At 55.2% G+C, this 18,438-nt stretch carries 17 protein-coding genes; 16 read left to right on the top strand and 1 reads right to left on the bottom strand.

The genetic code is table 11. From position 1 onward, the window contains the following. Window positions 1-3 precede the first annotated feature (3 nt). The 6 genes from lnt (at window position 4) to rihA (ending at window position 6,187) form a co-directional block, all read left to right on the top strand. Window positions 4-1,542, top strand: a complete 1,539-nt coding sequence (gene lnt / locus BFV65_RS05915) for an apolipoprotein N-acyltransferase (protein ID WP_022647439.1) — start codon at window positions 4-6, stop codon at window positions 1,540-1,542. A gap of 383 nt (window positions 1,543-1,925) precedes the next feature. Beyond that, a complete protein-coding gene (locus BFV65_RS05910) occupies window positions 1,926-2,831 on the top strand; it encodes an amino acid ABC transporter substrate-binding protein (RefSeq protein WP_022647438.1) in 906 nt (301 codons plus the stop codon). A gap of 155 nt (window positions 2,832-2,986) precedes the next feature. Beyond that, window positions 2,987-3,727 (top strand): glutamate/aspartate ABC transporter permease GltJ, encoded by a 741-nt coding sequence (gltJ, locus tag BFV65_RS05905; protein ID WP_015571133.1) that lies wholly within the window; start codon window positions 2,987-2,989, stop codon window positions 3,725-3,727. Further along, complete coding sequence (gltK, locus tag BFV65_RS05900) at window positions 3,727-4,401, top strand: glutamate/aspartate ABC transporter permease GltK (RefSeq protein WP_022647437.1); 675 nt, start codon at window positions 3,727-3,729, stop codon at window positions 4,399-4,401. The genes gltJ and gltK overlap by 1 nt, the downstream gene beginning before the upstream one ends. Beyond that, entirely contained in the window at window positions 4,401-5,126 is a 726-nt protein-coding gene (locus BFV65_RS05895) for an amino acid ABC transporter ATP-binding protein (protein WP_006809622.1), read from the top strand. The genes gltK and BFV65_RS05895 overlap by 1 nt, the downstream gene beginning before the upstream one ends. A 119-nt stretch (window positions 5,127-5,245) precedes the next feature. Continuing rightward, complete coding sequence (gene rihA, locus BFV65_RS05890; protein WP_069596356.1) at window positions 5,246-6,187, top strand: pyrimidine-specific ribonucleoside hydrolase RihA; 942 nt, start codon at window positions 5,246-5,248, stop codon at window positions 6,185-6,187. Between the two features lie 67 nt (window positions 6,188-6,254). Here the strand turns inward: rihA and BFV65_RS05885 are convergent, their stop codons facing one another. Continuing rightward, window positions 6,255-6,737 carry a zinc ribbon-containing protein gene (locus tag BFV65_RS05885; protein WP_032621827.1) on the bottom strand — a complete coding sequence of 161 codons (483 nt, stop codon included), beginning with the start codon at window positions 6,735-6,737 and terminating at the stop codon, window positions 6,255-6,257. A gap of 214 nt (window positions 6,738-6,951) precedes the next feature. Here BFV65_RS05885 and leuS point away from each other — a divergent pair, with 214 nt between their 5' ends. The 10 genes from leuS (at window position 6,952) to dacA (ending at window position 18,383) form a co-directional block, all read left to right on the top strand. Beyond that, window positions 6,952-9,534 carry a leucine--tRNA ligase gene (leuS, locus tag BFV65_RS05880; protein WP_015571136.1) on the top strand — a complete coding sequence of 861 codons (2,583 nt, stop codon included), beginning with the start codon at window positions 6,952-6,954 and terminating at the stop codon, window positions 9,532-9,534. A gap of 14 nt (window positions 9,535-9,548) precedes the next feature. Continuing rightward, window positions 9,549-10,118 (top strand): LPS assembly lipoprotein LptE, encoded by a 570-nt coding sequence (lptE, locus tag BFV65_RS05875; RefSeq protein WP_058677430.1) that lies wholly within the window; start codon window positions 9,549-9,551, stop codon window positions 10,116-10,118. Then, complete coding sequence (gene holA / locus BFV65_RS05870; protein WP_069596355.1) at window positions 10,118-11,149, top strand: DNA polymerase III subunit delta; 1,032 nt, start codon at window positions 10,118-10,120, stop codon at window positions 11,147-11,149. Before lptE ends, holA begins: the two co-directional genes overlap by 1 nt. Beyond that, window positions 11,142-11,807 (top strand): nicotinate-nucleotide adenylyltransferase, encoded by a 666-nt coding sequence (nadD, locus tag BFV65_RS05865; protein ID WP_023299589.1) that lies wholly within the window; start codon window positions 11,142-11,144, stop codon window positions 11,805-11,807. Before holA ends, nadD begins: the two co-directional genes overlap by 8 nt. A gap of 268 nt (window positions 11,808-12,075) precedes the next feature. Next, the gene (gene rsfS / locus BFV65_RS05860) at window positions 12,076-12,393 is read left to right on the top strand and encodes a ribosome silencing factor (RefSeq protein WP_003858696.1); all 318 of its coding nucleotides are present in this window, start codon (window positions 12,076-12,078) and stop codon (window positions 12,391-12,393) included. Between the two features lie 3 nt (window positions 12,394-12,396). Next, window positions 12,397-12,864, top strand: a complete 468-nt coding sequence (gene rlmH, locus BFV65_RS05855; protein ID WP_003858701.1) for a 23S rRNA (pseudouridine(1915)-N(3))-methyltransferase RlmH — start codon at window positions 12,397-12,399, stop codon at window positions 12,862-12,864. A gap of 28 nt (window positions 12,865-12,892) precedes the next feature. Continuing rightward, the gene (gene mrdA / locus BFV65_RS05850) at window positions 12,893-14,794 is read left to right on the top strand and encodes a peptidoglycan DD-transpeptidase MrdA (RefSeq protein ID WP_015571138.1); all 1,902 of its coding nucleotides are present in this window, start codon (window positions 12,893-12,895) and stop codon (window positions 14,792-14,794) included. 2 nt (window positions 14,795-14,796) lie between these two features. Next, window positions 14,797-15,909: a peptidoglycan glycosyltransferase MrdB gene (mrdB, locus tag BFV65_RS05845; protein WP_069596354.1), complete on the top strand. Its 1,113-nt coding sequence runs from the start codon at window positions 14,797-14,799 to the stop codon at window positions 15,907-15,909. A gap of 16 nt (window positions 15,910-15,925) precedes the next feature. After that, a complete protein-coding gene (gene rlpA, locus BFV65_RS05840; protein WP_023305687.1) occupies window positions 15,926-17,032 on the top strand; it encodes an endolytic peptidoglycan transglycosylase RlpA in 1,107 nt (368 codons plus the stop codon). A gap of 139 nt (window positions 17,033-17,171) precedes the next feature. Then, a complete protein-coding gene (gene dacA / locus BFV65_RS05835) occupies window positions 17,172-18,383 on the top strand; it encodes a D-alanyl-D-alanine carboxypeptidase DacA (RefSeq protein ID WP_003858714.1) in 1,212 nt (403 codons plus the stop codon). Window positions 18,384-18,438 lie beyond the last annotated feature (55 nt).

Here is an 18,438-nt window from a genome sequence, read left to right as displayed (position 1 = left end):
TAAATGGCATTTGCCCCACTCTTTGAACGCCAGCGCGTCCGTTTGCTGCTGGCGCTGTTACTCGGAGCCAGCGGTACGCTGGCTTTTTCTCCTTACGATATCTGGCCAGCCGCTATTCTCTCCCTGATGGGGCTACAGGGTCTTACCCTGAACCGTCGTCCGGTACAGGCCGCGGCCATAGGCTACTTCTGGGGGCTGGGGCTGTTTGGCTCTGGTATCAACTGGGTTTACGTCAGTATCGCGCAATTTGGCGGAATGCCGGGGCCGGTTAACGTCTTCCTGGTTGTGCTGCTCGCCGCCTATCTTTCGCTCTACACTGGCCTGTTCGCCGGTATTCTATCTCGTCTGTGGCCTAAAACGACCTGGCTGCGCGTCGCGATAGCGGCTCCCGTTGTCTGGCAAATCACCGAATTTCTGCGCGGCTGGGTACTGACCGGCTTCCCGTGGTTGCAGTTCGGCTATAGCCAGGTGGACGGCCCGCTGAAAGGTCTGGCTCCCGTCATGGGCGTAGAGGCGATTAACTTCCTGCTCATGGCGGTCAGCGGCCTGCTGGTGCTGGCTCTGGTGACACGTAACTGGAAGCCGCTGGTTGCCGCGTTAATCCTGTTTGCCCTGCCTTTCCCACTGCGTTATATCCAGTGGTTCACGCTGGAGCCCGCGCGCGCCACGCAGGTATCGTTGATACAGGGCGATATCCCGCAGTCATTGAAATGGGATGAGAATCAGCTGCTGAACACGCTGAAAATCTACGCCAACGCCACCGAAAAGGTGATGGGTAAATCGCAGCTCATCATCTGGCCTGAGTCTGCGATCCCGGATCTGGAGATCAATCAGCAGCCCTTCCTGAAGATGATGGACGATCTGCTGCGCGCGCGCGGCAGTACGCTGATTACCGGAATTGTGGATGCGCGTCTCAATCAGCAGAACCGCTATGACACGTACAACACGATCATTACGCTCGGTAAGGACAGCGAATACAGCTATACCTCCACCAATCGTTACAACAAAAATCACCTTGTACCGTTTGGCGAATTTGTTCCGCTGGAGTCTATTCTGCGCCCACTGGCACCGTTCTTTGACCTGCCGATGTCCTCATTCAGCCGGGGCCCTTACGTTCAGCCGCAGCTGCATGCGCACGGTTTTGCCCTGACGGCCGCTATTTGCTACGAGATTATCCTCGGCGAGCAGGTGCGCGATAACTTCCGCCCGGACACCGACTATCTGCTGACCATCTCAAACGATGCGTGGTTCGGTAAATCGATCGGTCCGTGGCAGCACTTCCAGATGGCACGAATGCGTTCTCTGGAGCTGGCACGTCCGCTGTTGCGCAGCACCAATAACGGCATCACCGCCGTGATTGGCCCGCAGGGTGAAATCCAGGCCATGATCCCGCAGTTCACCCGTGAGGTGCTGACCACGAAAGTGACGCCAGCTACGGGCCTGACGCCTTATGCGCGCACCGGGAACTGGCCGCTGTGGATCCTGACCACGCTGTTCGGTTTTGCCGCCGTAGTGATGAGCCTGCGTCAGCGTCGTAGATAACCTGGCCTTCTGTTGCCGGGTGGCGGCTACGCCTTACCCGGCCTACTCTCCGGCGCAGCCGCCACCCGACAATTTCCTCCTAAAATTCAATTCTGGCACGCCTGTTGCTTTGTTTAATTACGCAAACGCTGTCTGGCTTAACGTGCAACCTTGTCGCACCAGCATGGATCTCCGGTAGCACCGAAACGGTGCAACGAGAGATTATTGCCTCTGAATGGTGCGGCGCGCTTCGCAAAAATAAACAATAACGCAGCAAAATCTTTACATTAAGCCAGACTAAATGTTAACAAGCTTGCATAACACTGCACTCGCATTGCGCGAGATATAACAACATCACAATGGGTATCAAAGCGTCACTGGCGCTGATAAGAAAGGAGTTGGGTATGCAATTACGTAAACTGGCCACAGCAATGCTGGTTATGGGAATGTCTGCGGGCATCGTTCACGCTGAAGACGCTCCGGCAGCAGGAAGCACTCTCGACAAGATTGCCAAAAACGGCGTGATCGTGGTCGGCCACCGTGAATCTTCTGTCCCGTTCTCTTACTACGACAACACGCAAAAAGTCGTGGGCTATTCACAGGATTACTCCAACGCCATCGTTGAAGCCGTGAAGAAAAAGCTGAACAAACCTGACCTGCAAGTGAAGCTGATCCCCATCACTTCACAGAACCGTATTCCTCTGCTGCAAAACGGCACATTTGATTTTGAATGTGGCTCAACCACCAACAACCTTGAGCGTCAGAAACAGGCCGCTTTCTCGGACACTATCTTCGTTGTAGGCACCCGCCTGCTGACGAAGAAAGGCGGCGATATCAAAGATTTTGCTGACCTGAAAGGCAAAGCGGTTGTCGTGACCTCCGGTACCACGTCCGAAGTGCTGCTGCACAAGCTGAACGACGAGAAGAAAATGGACATGCGCATCATCAGCGCGAAAGATCACGGCGACTCCTTCCGTACCCTGGAAAGCGGTCGTGCCGTTGCGTTTATGATGGATGACGCTCTGCTGGCAGGCGAGCGCGCCAAGGCGAAGAAACCAGACAACTGGGAAATCGTCGGGACTGCGCAGTCGAAAGAAGCTTACGGCTGTATGCTGCGTAAAGGCGATGAAGGCTTCAAAAAGCTGATCGATGACACCATCGCTCAGGCGCAAACCTCTGGCGAAGCGGCAAAATGGTTCGACAAATGGTTCAAGAACCCAATTCCACCAAAAAACCTGAACATGAACTTTGAACTGTCTGACGACATGAAAGCGCTGTTCAAATCACCAAACGACAAAGCTCTTAACTAACTAGAACGACAGGGGCGGGATCTCCTGCCCTCTCGATTGTCGGGAAGCATGGACAGACTATACGTTGAGTGGTCGTTCCCCACTCAGCGCAAAAATTGAGCTTCTCACCAATCTTCGAGGGTAGCGCTGCTACCCTCTTTTTTCTGGAGTTTACTATGTCAATTGACTGGAACTGGGGCATCTTTCTGCAACAAGCCCCGTTCGGCAACACCACCTATCTCGGCTGGCTGTGGAGCGGCTTTCAGGTTACCGTTGCGTTATCGATAACGGCGTGGATTATCGCGTTTCTTGTCGGTTCGCTGTTCGGTATTCTGCGTACCGTCCCTAACCGTTTTCTCTCTTCGATTGGCACGCTCTATGTGGAACTGTTCCGTAACGTTCCGCTGATTGTGCAGTTCTTTACCTGGTATCTGGTGATCCCGGAACTGCTGCCGGAAGATCTCGGCATGTGGTTCAAGGCCGAGCTGGATCCTAACGTACAATTCTTTGTCTCCTCCATGCTGTGTCTGGGACTGTTCACCGCTGCGCGCGTCTGCGAGCAGGTGCGTGCCGCCATACAGTCATTGCCACGCGGACAAAAGAATGCGGCACTGGCGATGGGCCTGACCCTGCCACAAGCCTACCGTTACGTACTGCTGCCTAACGCTTACCGCGTCATCGTTCCGCCGATGACCTCCGAGATGATGAACCTGGTAAAAAACTCGGCCATCGCCTCAACCATTGGTCTGGTAGATATGGCGGCGCAGGCGGGCAAACTGCTGGATTACTCCGCTCACGCATGGGAATCCTTCACGGCAATCACGCTCGCCTATGTTCTGATTAACGCTTTCATCATGCTGGTGATGAACCTGGTTGAACGCAAAGTACGCCTGCCGGGCAATCTGGGGGGCAAATAATGTACGAATTTGACTGGAGTTCCATTGTTCCCTCCATGCCTTATCTGCTGGATGGACTGGCGATCACCTTAAAGATCACCGTAATCGCCATTATCGTCGGTATTGTCTGGGGCACCCTGCTGGCAGTGATGCGCCTGTCGAGCTTTAAACCGCTCGCCTGGTTTGCTACGGCTTACGTTAACGTGTTCCGCTCCATTCCACTGGTCATGGTGCTGTTGTGGTTTTACCTGATTGTTCCCGGCTTTTTACAGAACGTGCTGGGACTGTCGCCGAAAACCGATATCCGCCTGATCTCTGCCATGGTGGCATTCTCCATGTTTGAAGCCGCCTACTACTCCGAGATCATCCGCGCAGGTATTCAGAGTATCTCGCGCGGGCAGTCCAGCGCTGCGCTGGCGCTCGGTATGACGCACTGGCAGTCCATGAAGCTCATTATTCTGCCGCAGGCGTTTCGCGCCATGGTTCCGCTGCTGCTGACGCAGGGCATCGTCCTGTTCCAGGATACCTCCCTGGTCTACGTGCTGAGCCTGGCAGACTTCTTCCGTACCGCCTCCACCATTGGCGAACGTGACGGAACGCAGGTTGAGATGATCCTCTTCGCGGGCGGGGTCTATTTTGTGATTAGTTTAAGCGCATCGCTGTTGGTCAGCTGGCTGAAGAAAAGGACCGTATAATGATTTCCCTGAAAAATGTTTCTAAATGGTATGGGCACTTTCAGGTGCTGACCGACTGCTCAACAGAAGTGAAAAAAGGCGATGTGGTGGTGGTATGTGGCCCGTCCGGCTCCGGTAAGTCGACGCTTATCAAAACCGTTAATGGGCTGGAACCTGTCCAGCAGGGCGAGATTGTCGTTAACGGCACCAAAGTGAATGACCGCAAAACCAACCTTGCCCAGCTTCGCTCCCACGTTGGGATGGTGTTCCAGCATTTTGAGCTGTTCCCTCACCTCTCCATCATTGAGAACCTGACGCTGGCGCAGGTGAAAGTGCTGAAGCGCGACAAAAAAGCGGCGCGTGAAAAGGGACTGAAGTTGCTGGAACGCGTCGGGCTGTCTGCACATGCGGATAAGTTCCCGGCGCAGCTTTCAGGTGGCCAACAGCAGCGCGTGGCAATCGCGCGTGCGCTGTGCATGGATCCGGTGGCGATGCTGTTTGATGAGCCGACGTCCGCGCTCGATCCTGAGATGATCAACGAAGTGCTGGACGTTATGGTGGAACTGGCGCACGAAGGGATGACCATGATGGTGGTGACGCACGAAATGGGCTTCGCCCGTAAAGTGGCCAACCGTGTGATCTTCATGGATGAAGGGAAAATTGTTGAAGACTCACCGAAAGAAGAGTTCTTCGCAAATCCTAAATCTGAACGTGCAAAAGACTTCCTCGCCAAAATCCTGCATTAATCTTTTTAGTGCGCAATCTGTGGATTGCGCACTGCTTCACGCTTTAGATCTCTTTTTCTATTCGGCGTCACATCGCAGCGTTAACCTTGTCACAAATAATGCTAAGAATGGAGAACGCCATGGCACAGCCTATTATTCTCGACTGCGATCCGGGTCATGATGACGCAATCGCACTCGTCCTTGCTCTTGCCTCCCCTGAACTGGACGTAAAAGCTGTCACCTCCTCTGCAGGGAACCAGACGCCGGATAAAACCCTGCGAAACGTGTTGCGCATGTTAACGCTGCTAAAACGCACCGATATTCCGGTCGCAGGTGGCGCCATTAAGCCGCTAATGCGCGAGCTGATCATTGCGGATAACGTTCACGGTGAAAGTGGGCTGGATGGCCCGGCGCTGCCGGAGCCGGGTTTCGCACCACAAAACTGTACTGCCGTCGAGCTCATGGCGAAAGTTCTGCGTGAAAGCGCAGAGCCCGTGACGCTGGTGGCGACCGGCCCACAGACCAACGTAGCGCTGCTGCTGAACAGCCATCCTGAACTGCACAGCAATATCGCCCGTATCATCATCATGGGCGGGGCAATGGGGCTGGGGAACTGGACGCCAGCCGCGGAGTTCAACATCTTTGTTGACCCGGAAGCCGCAGAAATCGTCTTCCAGTCGGGCCTGCCGATTGTGATGGCGGGGCTGGACGTTACCCACCGCGCACAAATTATGGCGCAGGACATCGAACGATTTCGTACTGTGGGTAACCCGGTTGCAACAACCGTGGCAGAGCTGCTCGATTTCTTTATGGAGTATCACAAAGCCGAGAAGTGGGGATTCCACGGCGCCCCGTTGCATGACCCATGCACCATCGCCTGGCTACTGAAGCCGGAAATGTTTACCACGGTCGAGCGTTGGGTTGGTGTGGAAACACAGGGGAAATATACCCAGGGAATGACGGTGGTGGACTATTACTCGCTGACGGGAAACAAGCCGAATACCACAGTGATGGTGGATATCGATCGGGAAGCGTTTGTGGATTTGCTGGCGGAGAGGCTGGCTTATTATTCTGCGGCCTGATGCCCTCTCCCACAGGGAGAGGGAGCAGACACTAAAAACGGCAACGACGTTGCCGTTTTGCTTTTACCTACGGCTCAAACGGCCGACGCTGGAACTGGTCGTGCCCGCATTTCGGACACAGCGACAGCACCTCCGGCGTATAAACGGCGATATGGTGGTGGCACTTCTCACACACCAGGTTCCCCAGCCCCACCACTTCGCCGCTGTGATAGACACCGTGGTGGTTTAAATCCTGGAATACCTCGCGCCACTCCAGTTGGGTTTTATCGGTAATATCCGCCAGCTCCTGCCACAGGCTCTCTTTAATTACCCGCATAAAAACACTGTCGGCGATTTCGTCCTGGCTCTCTTCATAGCTTCGCGCAAACTCTTCCAGGTCGCGGCGCACGGCGCGCGTCACCTCTTCCACTTCGGTTCGCGATAACTCACCCGTTTGCGTCACGCGTGCGCGTGCCTGTTCGACCAACGCGTCGATATCACGCTCGCCGTTACGCAGCCTTTCCGTCAGAGTCGCTACCAGTTCACGGTAAAATTGAGCAACCTTGTTCATCATTTTGCCTCCCGGGTAAGTAACTGTCTCTAATAATAGACCTTATTTCGTCGCCGCTTTGTCAGGTGAAGCACAGACCCGGTAAATTCCTGCAAAGTGCATTTGCGTGAAAGGCTGTTTTGACGCGGGCGTTTGGGCTATGCTATGCGGATCTGAATTACCACATCCATTGGCTACATTTGTAGCTGTATTGAACACAGGACCACTGGCTGCCATGCAAGAGCAATACCGCCCGGAAGAGATAGAATCAAAAGTCCAGCAACACTGGGACGAGAAGCGCACCTTTGAAGTAACCGAAGACGAGAGCAAAGAGAAGTATTACTGCCTGTCGATGCTTCCCTATCCTTCTGGTCGACTACACATGGGCCACGTGCGTAACTACACCATCGGTGACGTGATTGCACGCTACCAGCGTATGCTGGGCAAAAACGTACTTCAGCCTATCGGCTGGGATGCGTTCGGCCTGCCTGCTGAAGGCGCGGCGGTGAAAAACAACACGGCACCGGCTCCGTGGACGTACGACAACATCGCGTACATGAAAAACCAGCTGAAAATGCTGGGCTTTGGCTATGACTGGAGCCGCGAGCTGGCAACCTGTACCCCGGAATACTACCGCTGGGAGCAGAAGTTCTTCACCGAGCTGTATAAAAAAGGCCTGGTCTACAAGAAAACGTCCGCCGTTAACTGGTGCCCGAACGACCAGACCGTTCTCGCGAACGAGCAGGTTATCGATGGCTGCTGCTGGCGCTGTGACACCAAAGTAGAGCGTAAAGAGATCCCGCAGTGGTTTATCAAAATCACCGCCTACGCTGACGAACTGCTGAACGATCTGGATAATCTGGATCACTGGCCTGACACCGTTAAGACCATGCAGCGCAACTGGATCGGCCGTTCCGAAGGTGTGGAAATTACCTTTAACGTAGAAAACTACGACCAGACGCTGACCGTCTACACCACCCGTCCGGACACCTTCATGGGCGCGACCTACCTGGCCGTGGCCGCAGGTCACCCGCTGGCGCAAAAAGCGGCGGAAAACAATCCGGAGCTGGCGACCTTTATCGACGAATGCCGCAACACGAAAGTGGCCGAAGCCGACATGGCGACGATGGAGAAAAAAGGCGTTGATACCGGCTTCAAAGCGATCCACCCGCTGACGGGCGAAGCCATCCCCGTCTGGGCCGCCAACTTCGTACTGATGGAATACGGCACAGGCGCCGTGATGGCCGTGCCGGGTCACGATCAGCGCGACTACGAATTTGCCACCAAATACGGCCTGACCATCAAGCCTGTTATTCTTGCTGCTGACGGCTCTGAACCCGATCTCTCTGAGCAAGCGCTGACTGAAAAAGGCACCCTGTTTAACTCCGGTGAGTTCAGCGGCCTGAGCTTCGAAGAGGGCTTCAACGCCATCGCCGACAAACTGGCCTCCCTGGGCGTGGGCGAGCGTAAAGTGAACTACCGTCTGCGCGACTGGGGCGTTTCCCGTCAGCGTTACTGGGGTGCGCCAATCCCAATGGTGACCCTGGAAGACGGCACCGTGATGCCAACGCCGGAAGATCAGCTGCCGGTGATCCTGCCGGAAGACGTGGTCATGGACGGCATCACCAGCCCGATCAAAGCCGATCCTGAGTGGGCAAAAACTACCGTCAACGGTCAGCCAGCGCTGCGTGAAACCGACACCTTTGACACCTTTATGGAATCCTCCTGGTACTATGCGCGCTACACCTGCCCGCAGTACAAAGAAGGCATGCTGGATTCCGATGCTGCAAACTACTGGCTGCCGGTAGACATCTATATCGGTGGCATTGAACACGCCATCATGCACCTGCTCTACTTCCGCTTCTTCCACAAACTGATGCGTGACGCAGGCCTGGTCAACTCCGACGAACCGGCAAAACAGCTGCTGTGTCAGGGTATGGTGCTGGCAGATGCGTTCTACTACGTTGGCGCGAACGGTGAACGTAACTGGGTTTCTCCGGTTGATGCGATTGTGGAGCGCGACGAGAAAGGCCGTATCGTGAAGGCGAAGGACGCCGAAGGTCATGAACTGGTTTATACCGGCATGAGCAAGATGTCCAAGTCTAAAAATAACGGTATCGACCCGCAGGTGATGGTTGAGCGTTACGGCGCTGACACCGTGCGTCTGTTCATGATGTTCGCCTCCCCGGCAGATATGACGCTGGAATGGCAGGAATCCGGCGTTGAAGGGGCAAACCGCTTCCTGAAACGCGTCTGGAAACTGGTTTACGAGCACACCTCACAAGGTGATGCGCCAGCGCTGAACGTGGCTGCACTGAGCGAAGATCAGCAGGCGCTGCGTCGTGATGTTCATAAAACCATTGCGAAAGTCACCGATGATATTGGTCGTCGTCAGACCTTCAATACCGCAATTGCGGCTATTATGGAACTGATGAACAAGCTGGCAAAAGCCCCGCAGGACGGCGAGCAGGATCGCGCGTTAATGCGCGAAGCGCTGCTGGCGGTCGTTCGCATGCTGAACCCGTTCACGCCGCACGTTAGCTTCACCCTGTGGCAGGAGCTGAAAGGCGAAGGGGATATCGACAACGCGCCGTGGCCAGTGGCGGATGAATCCGCTATGGTGGAAAACACCACGCTGGTTGTGGTGCAGGTTAACGGTAAAGTGCGCGGTAAAATTACCGTCGCGGTCGACGCAACCGAAGAACAGGTTCGCGAGCGCGCAGGCCAGGAGCATCTGGTCGCGAAATACCTTGAGGGCGTTACCGTACGTAAAGTGATCTACGTACCCGGTAAACTGCTGAATCTGGTCGTTGGCTAAGCGCGGGAGGAAACGTGCGACACCTGGCAACAATACTCTTATCTCTGGCGGTGCTGGTCACCGCTGGCTGCGGCTGGCACCTGCGCAATACCACGGCAGTGCCTGCTCAGATGAAAACAATGATCTTCGACTCATCCGATCCGAATGGACCGCTGAGCCGGGCCATTCGTAACCAGCTGCGTTTGAACGATGTTGAACTGATCGAGAAGGGAACCCTGCGTCAGGATGTTCCTTCGCTTCGCGTCCTGAAATCAACGCTGGCAAAAGACACTGCGTCAATCTTCCAGGATGGGCGGACGGCGGAATATCAGATGGTGCTGACCGTTAGCGCGGCTGTTCTGATACCGGGTAAAGATATTTACCCTATCAGTACCAAAGTCTACCGTTCGTTCTTCGATAACCCGCAGACGGCGCTGGCGAAAGACGCCGAAGAGCAGATTATCATCAAAGAGATGTACGATAAGGCTGCGGAGCAGCTGATCCGTAAGCTGCCTACCATTGCCGCGTCGACGAAAAAAGGCGCTGACGTCATCGAAACACCGGATGCCCGCACGCCGGATATGCCAACGTCGCTGGGTAACTGATGATCAGGTTGTATCCTGAACAACTCCGCGCGCAGCTCAACGAAGGGCTGCGCGCGGCCTATCTGCTACTCGGCAACGACCCCCTGTTACTCCAGGAAAGCCTTGATGCGGTTCGCCATGCGGCAGCCGCGCAGGGTTTCGATGAGCATCATACGTTCCAGATCGATAACAGTACCGACTGGAACGCTATCTTCTCGCTTTGTCAGGCCATGAGCCTGTTTGCCTCTCGTCAGACAATCCAGATCCTGCTGCCTGAGAATGGTCCTAACGCTGCCATCAATGAACAGCTGGCTATGCTGGTGAGTTTGTTACACGGCGATCTGCTGCTTATCGTACGCGGCAACAAACTCACAAAAGCGCAGGAAAACGCGGCCTGGTTTACCCGGCTAGCCCCCAGTGCGGTGCTTGTCTCCTGCCAGACGCCAGAGCAGGCGCATCTGCCAAAATGGGTTGCCGCGCGAGCAAAGCAGCACAATTTGCAGCTGGATGAGGCCGCCAGCCAGCTCCTTTGCTATTGCTATGAAGGCAACCTTCTGGCACTGGCGCAGGCGCTGGACAGGCTCGCCCTGCTGTGGCCCGATGGCAAGCTGACGCTACCGCGCGTGGAACAGGCGGTGAATGATGCCGCGCACTTTACTCCCTTCCACTGGGTTGATGCGCTGCTGTCGGCGAAAAGTAAGCGAGCCCTGCACATACTGCAACAGCTGCGCCTGGAAGGGAGTGAGCCGGTCATTCTGCTCCGCACGCTCCAGCGCGAATTACTGCTGCTGAACAACCTTAAACGTCAGTCGGCACATACGCCCCTGCGCGCCTTATTCGATAAACATCGCGTCTGGCAGAACCGTCGGGCGATGACCACGGAGGCGATAAACCGCCTTAGCCAGGAGCAGTTGCGTCAGGCAGTGCAACTTCTGATGCGCGCCGAACTGACGTTAAAACAGGACTACGGCCAGTCTGTCTGGGCGGAGCTGGAGAGCCTCTCTTTGCTGCTCTGCCATAAGGCGCTGGCAGACGTATTTATCGATGGGTGATATGCATTCTTTACAGGCAATGTATGGCGGGACCTTCGACCCGGTACACTATGGGCATCTTAAGCCGGTAGAAATCCTCGCGAATTTGATTGGGTTGCAGCGGGTAATCATCATGCCCAACAATGTTCCTCCGCATCGTCCTCAGCCAGAAGCAACCAGCGAGCAGCGCAAAGCGATGCTCGCGCTGGCTATCGCAGATAAGCCTCTCTTCACGCTGGACGAGCGCGAATTGCGCAGGGATACCCCTTCCTGGACATCGCAAACGCTGCGGGAGTGGCGCGCTGAGCAGGGGCCCATGCAACCGCTGGCGTTTATCATCGGCCAGGATTCCTTGCTCAACTTTCCCAGCTGGTACCAGTACGAAACCATTCTGGAAAACAGTCATCTGCTGGTCTGCCGCCGTCCGGGCTACCCGTTGACCATGCGCGACGCGCAGCATCAGCAGTGGCTTGACGCGCATCTGACGGACAATATAGAAGACCTGCACAGTCTACCCGCCGGGAAAATTTACCTCGCTGAAACGCCGTGGTTTGATATTTCCGCCACCCTCATCCGCGAGCGTCTCCAGCAGGGTTTAGACTGTGACGATCTCCTGCCCTCGCCCGTGCTGGCCTATATCCACGCACACGGTTTGTATCAGAAAAGTACAGATGCCTGATCATCACCGGCGAAATTGTCTGTTAATGTTTATCCTGCCTTGACAGGCTAAGCCATACTGATATCCTCCGCTGCCAGACTTTCCCGCCGATCGCTGCTTTACAGAAATTGTTTTACAAAAATGGCGATGCAATCTCAGGCGGAGGGTGGGATGATACCCGCCTTCAAAAGCCGGGCGGTGACATTTGTCCCGCGACTGGCGTCAGTTCAGGTATACTGACTGGCCACGAATTCATAGTTGTACAATCTCATTCACCCAGGGGGAAAACTTGCAGGGTAAAGCACTCCAGGATTTTGTTATCGACAAAATTGATGACCTGAAAGGTCAGGACATCATCGCTATCGACGTTAAGGGTAAATCCAGCATCACCGACTGCATGATCATCTGCACCGGGACCTCAACTCGTCACGTTGTTTCGATTGCTGACCATGTTGTTCAGGAATCGCGCGCGGCAGGGCTGCTTCCGCTGGGCGTTGAAGGTGAAGCGACCGCTGACTGGGTGGTTGTCGATCTCGGCGATGTGATTGTCCACGTCATGCAGGAAGAGAGCCGTCGCCTGTATGAGCTGGAAAAACTCTGGGGTTAATGCGTGAAGTTGCAACTGGTCGCCGTCGGCACCAAAATGCCGGACTGGGTACAAACCGGTTTTACTGAGTATCTGCGTCGTTTCCCAAAAGATATGCCGTTCGAACTGGTGGAGATCCCAGCAGGAAAGCGCGGCAAGAACGCAGATATCAAACGTATTCTCGATAAAGAGGGAGAGCTGATGCTGGCTGCCGCAGGCAAAAACCGCATCGTGACCCTCGATATCCCGGGAAAACCCTGGGATACGCCGCAGCTGGCGCACGAACTGGAGCGCTGGAAGCAGGATGGTCGTGATGTCAGTCTGTTGATTGGCGGACCAGAGGGGTTATCTCCCGCCTGCAAAGCGGCAGCAGAACAAAGTTGGTCACTCTCGGCGCTGACGTTGCCCCACCCGCTTGTGCGGGTTCTCGTGGCAGAAAGTTTGTATCGCGCATGGAGCATCACTACCAACCACCCTTATCACCGCGAGTAATGACAGACCAGGGTAATTTAAGCAGCGGATGAAACTACAGAATTCTTTTCGCGACTATACGGCTGAGTCCGCGCTGTTTGTGCGCCGGGCGCTGGTCGCCTTTACGGGGATTTTGCTGCTTACCGGCGTGCTGATCGCCAACCTCTATAATCTGCAAATTGTCCGCTATACCGATTACCAGACCCGCTCAAACGAAAACCGTATCAAGCTGGTACCCATCGCGCCCAGCCGCGGCATTATCTACGATCGTAACGGCACCCCGCTGGCGCTAAACCGCACCATCTACCAGATAGAGATGATGCCGGAGAAAGTGGATAACGTGCAGGATACGCTGAACGCGCTGAGAAGCGTTGTCGACCTGACTGATGACGACATCGCTGCGTTCAAAAAAGAGCGCGCACGTTCTCACCGCTTCACCTCTATTCCGGTAAAAACCAACCTGACGGAAGTGCAGGTCGCCCGTTTTGCCGTTAACCAGTACCGTTTCCCCGGTGTGGAAGTCAAAGGCTATAAACGTCGCTACTATCCTTACGGCTCCGCGCTGACGCACGTCATAGGCTACGTCTCCAAAATTAACGATAAAGACGTCGAACGCCTTGATAAAGACGGCAAGCTGGCTAACTACGCCGCAACCCATGATATTGGCAAGCTTGGGATTGAACGTTATTACGAAGATGTCCTGCACGGTCAGACCGGGTATGAAGAGGTTGAAGTTAACAACCGTGGCCGCGTGATCCGTCAGCTCAAAGAGGTTCCCCCACAGGCGGGACATGACGTTTATCTGACGCTCGACCTGAAGCTACAGCAGTATATCGAAACGCTGCTGGCGGGTAGCCGGGCCGCCGTGATCGTGACCGACCCGCGTACCGGCGGTATTCTGGCGATGGTTTCTATGCCAAGCTACGATCCGAACCTCTTCGTGGATGGCATCTCCAGCAAGGATTACTCCGGCCTGCTCAACGATCCAAACACCCCGCTGGTGAACCGCGCCACGCAGGGGGTTTATCCTCCAGCCTCAACGGTAAAACCGTATGTCGCCGTTTCTGCGCTGAGCGCGGGCGTCATTACCCGTAATACCAGTCTGTTTGACCCTGGCTGGTGGCAGTTGCCTGGCTCTGAAAAACGCTACCGTGACTGGAAAAAATGGGGTCACGGCCATCTGAACGTGACCAAATCACTGGAGGAGTCGGCGGATACCTTCTTCTATCAGGTCGCCTACGACATGGGTATTGATCGTCTGTCTGAATGGATGAGCAAATTCGGCTACGGACATTACACCGGTATAGATTTGGCGGAAGAACGTTCCGGCAACATGCCAACCCGCGAATGGAAGCTGAAGCGCTTTAAAAAACCCTGGTATCAGGGTGATACCATTCCGGTGGGGATCGGCCAGGGCTACTGGACGGCAACGCCGCTGCAAATGAACAAGGCGATGATGATCCTCATCAACGATGGCGTTGTGAAAGTACCGCACCTGCTGCAAAGCACCGTAGAAGACGGCAAAAAAGTGCCGTGGATACAGCCGCACGAGCCGCCGGTGGGTGACATTCATTCCGGGTACTGGGAAATCGCGAAAGACGGCATGTATGGCGTAGCCAACCGCCCTAACGGGACGGCGCACAAATATTTCGCTGGCGCACCGTATAAGGTTGCCGCGAAATCAGGTACGGCTCAGGTCTTCGGTCTGAAAGCGAATGAAACCTATAACGCACATAAAATTGCCGAACGTCTGCGTGACCACAAGCTCATGACGGCGTTTGCCCCTTATGATAACCCGCAAGTTGCGGTGGCGATGATTCTTGAGAACGGCGGCGCAGGCCCGGCGGTGGGTACCATCATGCGTCAAATCCTCGACCACATCATGCTGGGTGATAACAACACCGAACTGCCAGCTGAAAACCCGGCAGCCGCTGCGGCGGAGGACCAATAATCATGACGGATAATCCGAATAAAAAATCGCTGTGGGACAAGATCCACATCGACCCTGCCATGCTGCTGATCCTGCTGGCTCTGCTGGTGTACAGCGCCCTCGTTATCTGGAGCGCCAGCGGCCAGGATATCGGCATGATGGAGCGTAAAGTTGGCCAGATCGCCATGGGTCTGGTCATTATGGTGGTGATGGCGCAAATACCACCGCGCGTGTATGAGGGCTGGGCGCCCTATCTCTATATTTTCTGTATCATTTTGCTGGTGGCAGTAGATGCGTTCGGTGCTATCTCGAAGGGGGCGCAACGCTGGCTGGATCTGGGAATTGTCCGCTTCCAGCCGTCAGAAATCGCCAAAATCGCCGTTCCGCTGATGGTGGCGCGCTTCATTAACCGCGACGTCTGCCCGCCGTCGTTGAAGAATACCGCCATTGCGCTGGTGCTGATTTTCCTGCCGACGCTGCTCGTGGCCGCACAGCCTGACCTCGGTACCTCGATTCTCATCGCCCTCTCCGGCCTGTTCGTCCTGTTCCTGTCCGGCCTGAGCTGGCGTCTGATCGGCATCGCGGTGATCCTGCTGGCTGCCTTTATTCCTATTCTCTGGTTCTTCCTGATGCATGATTACCAGCGCCAGCGCGTGATGATGCTGCTCGATCCCGAGACCGATCCGCTGGGCGCAGGCTATCATATTATTCAGTCGAAGATTGCGATTGGCTCCGGCGGCTTGCGCGGAAAAGGCTGGCTGCACGGGACACAGTCGCAGCTCGAATTTTTACCGGAACGCCACACCGACTTTATCTTTGCCGTTCTGGCTGAGGAGTTAGGGCTGGTTGGCATTCTGGTGCTGCTTGCACTCTACGTGCTGTTGATCATGCGTGGGCTCTACATTGCCGCACGCGCACAGACCACCTTTGGCCGGGTTATGGCGGGTGGATTAATGTTGATTTTGTTCGTTTATGTCTTCGTAAATATTGGTATGGTGAGTGGTATTCTGCCGGTTGTTGGCGTACCGCTGCCGCTGGTGAGTTACGGGGGCTCGGCACTGATCGTGTTGATGGCCGGGTTTGGTATCGTCATGTCGATCCATACCCACAGGAAAATGTTGTCCAAAAGCGTATAAAAATAAGGGGATCGCAATGCGTAAGCAGTGGCTGGGGATCTGCATCGCAGCAAGTTTACTTGCCGCCTGTACAAGTGATGATGGTCAGCAACAGGCAACCGTCGCGCCGCCGCAGCCTGCGGTCTGTAATGGCCCGATTGTTGAAATTAGCGGTGCCGATCCCGTTTATGAACCGCTGAACGCCAGCGTGAATCAGGATTATCAGCGCGACGGTAAAAGCTATAAAATCGTTCAGGATCCTTCCCGTTTCAGCCAGGCCGGCTTTGCTGCCATCTATGACGCTGAGCCAGGCAGCAATCTGACCGCGTCAGGTGAAACCTTCGATCCGATGCAGATCACGGCGGCACACCCGACACTGCCTATTCCAAGCTATGCGCGCATCACTAACCTGGCGAATGGCCGGATGATCGTGGTACGTATCAACGATCGTGGCCCTTACGGCAACGATCGCGTGATCTCCCTGTCACGCGCGGCAGCCGACCGTCTGAATACCTCAAATAATACAAAAGTGCGTATCGACCCGATTATCGTGGCGCAGGATGGTTCGCTGTCTGGCCCGGGCACGGCCTGTACCACGGTCGCGAAACAGACCTACGCCCTGCCCGCACGCCCGGATCTAAGCGGTGGTATGGGGGGCGCTTCAATGCCAGCAGAGCCCGCGCAGCCGCAGGGTGAAGTGCACGCCATCAGCAACGATACGCTACAAAGTGAAGATGCGACAGGCGCCCCGGTGAAAAGCAGTGGTTTCCTTGGTGCACCCACCACGTTAGCGCCGGGCGTGATTGAATCAAATGAACCTGCCCCAGCGCCTGCGCCCGTTGTTGCTGCACCCGCTACACAACCCGCCCCGGTGACCGCACCGGCTGCTACGCAGACTGCGGCGCCTGCGACGGCGAGCGGCAGCTACGTGGTTCAGGTTGGCGCCGTCAGCGATCGGGCCCGTGCAGAGCAGTATCAGCAGCGTTTAAGCCAGCAGTTTGGCGTGCCAGGCCGCGTTGAGCAAAACGGTGCGGTATGGCGTATCCAGATGGGTCCGTTTGCCAGCAAATCGCAGGCAGCGTCCCTGCAACAGCGTTTGCAGAGCGAGGCGCAGCTCCAGTCGTTTATCGCTGTTGCGAAGTAATTAATCGGTGGTATCCGAAATGTCAGTTTGTGTAAACCACGTTAACACTCTCATGATGAAAGTCGGATGCCTGCCCGTATAGCATTTGCTATAGTAAGGCACTTTTTTTAATTCCATCACGGATGTCGTAGTTCTGACCATGAAGACCACTTTTTCTGCTCGTTTTGTGCAGCGCATGGCGCTGACCACGGCCCTTTGCGCTGCTGCGTTCTCCGCAGCTCACGCGGATGACCTGAACATCAAGACCATGATCCCTGGCGTTCCGCAGATCGACGCGGAATCCTACATCCTGATTGATTACAACTCCGGCAAAGTTCTGGCAGAACAGAACGCCGATGCCCGCCGCGACCCGGCCAGCCTGACCAAAATGATGACCAGCTATGTTATTGGCCAGGCCATGAAAGCGGGTAAATTTAAAGAAACCGATCTGGTGACTATCGGTAACGATGCGTGGGCAACCGGCAACCCGGTGTTCAAAGGTTCATCGCTGATGTTCCTGAAGCCAGGCATGCAGGTTCCGGTCTCTCAGCTTATCCGTGGCATCAACTTGCAGTCCGGTAACGACGCCTGCGTGGCAATGGCCGATTTTGCAGCGGGCAGCCAGGACGCGTTTGTGGGCCTGATGAACAGCTACGTCTCTGCGCTGGGCCTGAAAAACAGCCACTTCCAGACCGTTCACGGCCTGGACGCCGAAGGTCAGTACAGCTCCGCGCGTGACATGGCGCTGATCGGTCAGGCGCTGATCCGCGATGTGCCAAACGAGTACTCTATCTACAAAGAGAAAGAGTTCACCTTCAACGGCATTCGTCAGACCAACCGTAACGGCCTGCTGTGGGACAATAGCCTGAACGTCGACGGCATCAAAACTGGTCACACCGACAAAGCCGGCTATAACCTGGTGGCTTCTGCCACTGAAGGCCAGATGCGTCTGATCTCTGCCGTGATGGGAGGCCGCACGTTTAAAGGACGCGAAACGGAAAGTAAAAAACTGCTGACCTGGGGCTTCCGCTTCTTCGAAACCGTGAATCCGCTGAAAGCCGGTAAAGAATTTGCCTCTGAACCTGTCTGGTTTGGCGATAACGACCGTGCTTCCCTGGGTGTGGACAAAGATCTCTATCTGACGATCCCACGCGGTCGTATGAAAGATCTGAAAGCCAGCTACGTGCTGAATACCACCGAGCTGCACGCCCCGCTGCAAAAGAATCAGGTCGTGGGTACCATCAACTTCCAGCTGGATGGCAAAACCATCGATCAGCGCCCGCTGGTGGTGCTGGAGGAAATTCCTGAAGGCAATTTCTTCGGCAAAATCATTGATTACATTAAGCTGATGTTCCATCACTGGTTTGGTTAAAAATTGAACACTTGAAAGTGTGATTTTGATCCCCATATACTACGTATCAGTAAAA

The sequence above is a fragment of the Enterobacter hormaechei subsp. hoffmannii genome (genome assembly GCF_001729745.1).
Taxonomy (GTDB): Bacteria; Pseudomonadota; Gammaproteobacteria; order Enterobacterales; family Enterobacteriaceae; genus Enterobacter; species Enterobacter intestinihominis.
The sequence above is the reverse complement of the archived record's forward strand: the minus strand, read 5'-3'. Positions and strand labels throughout refer to the sequence as shown.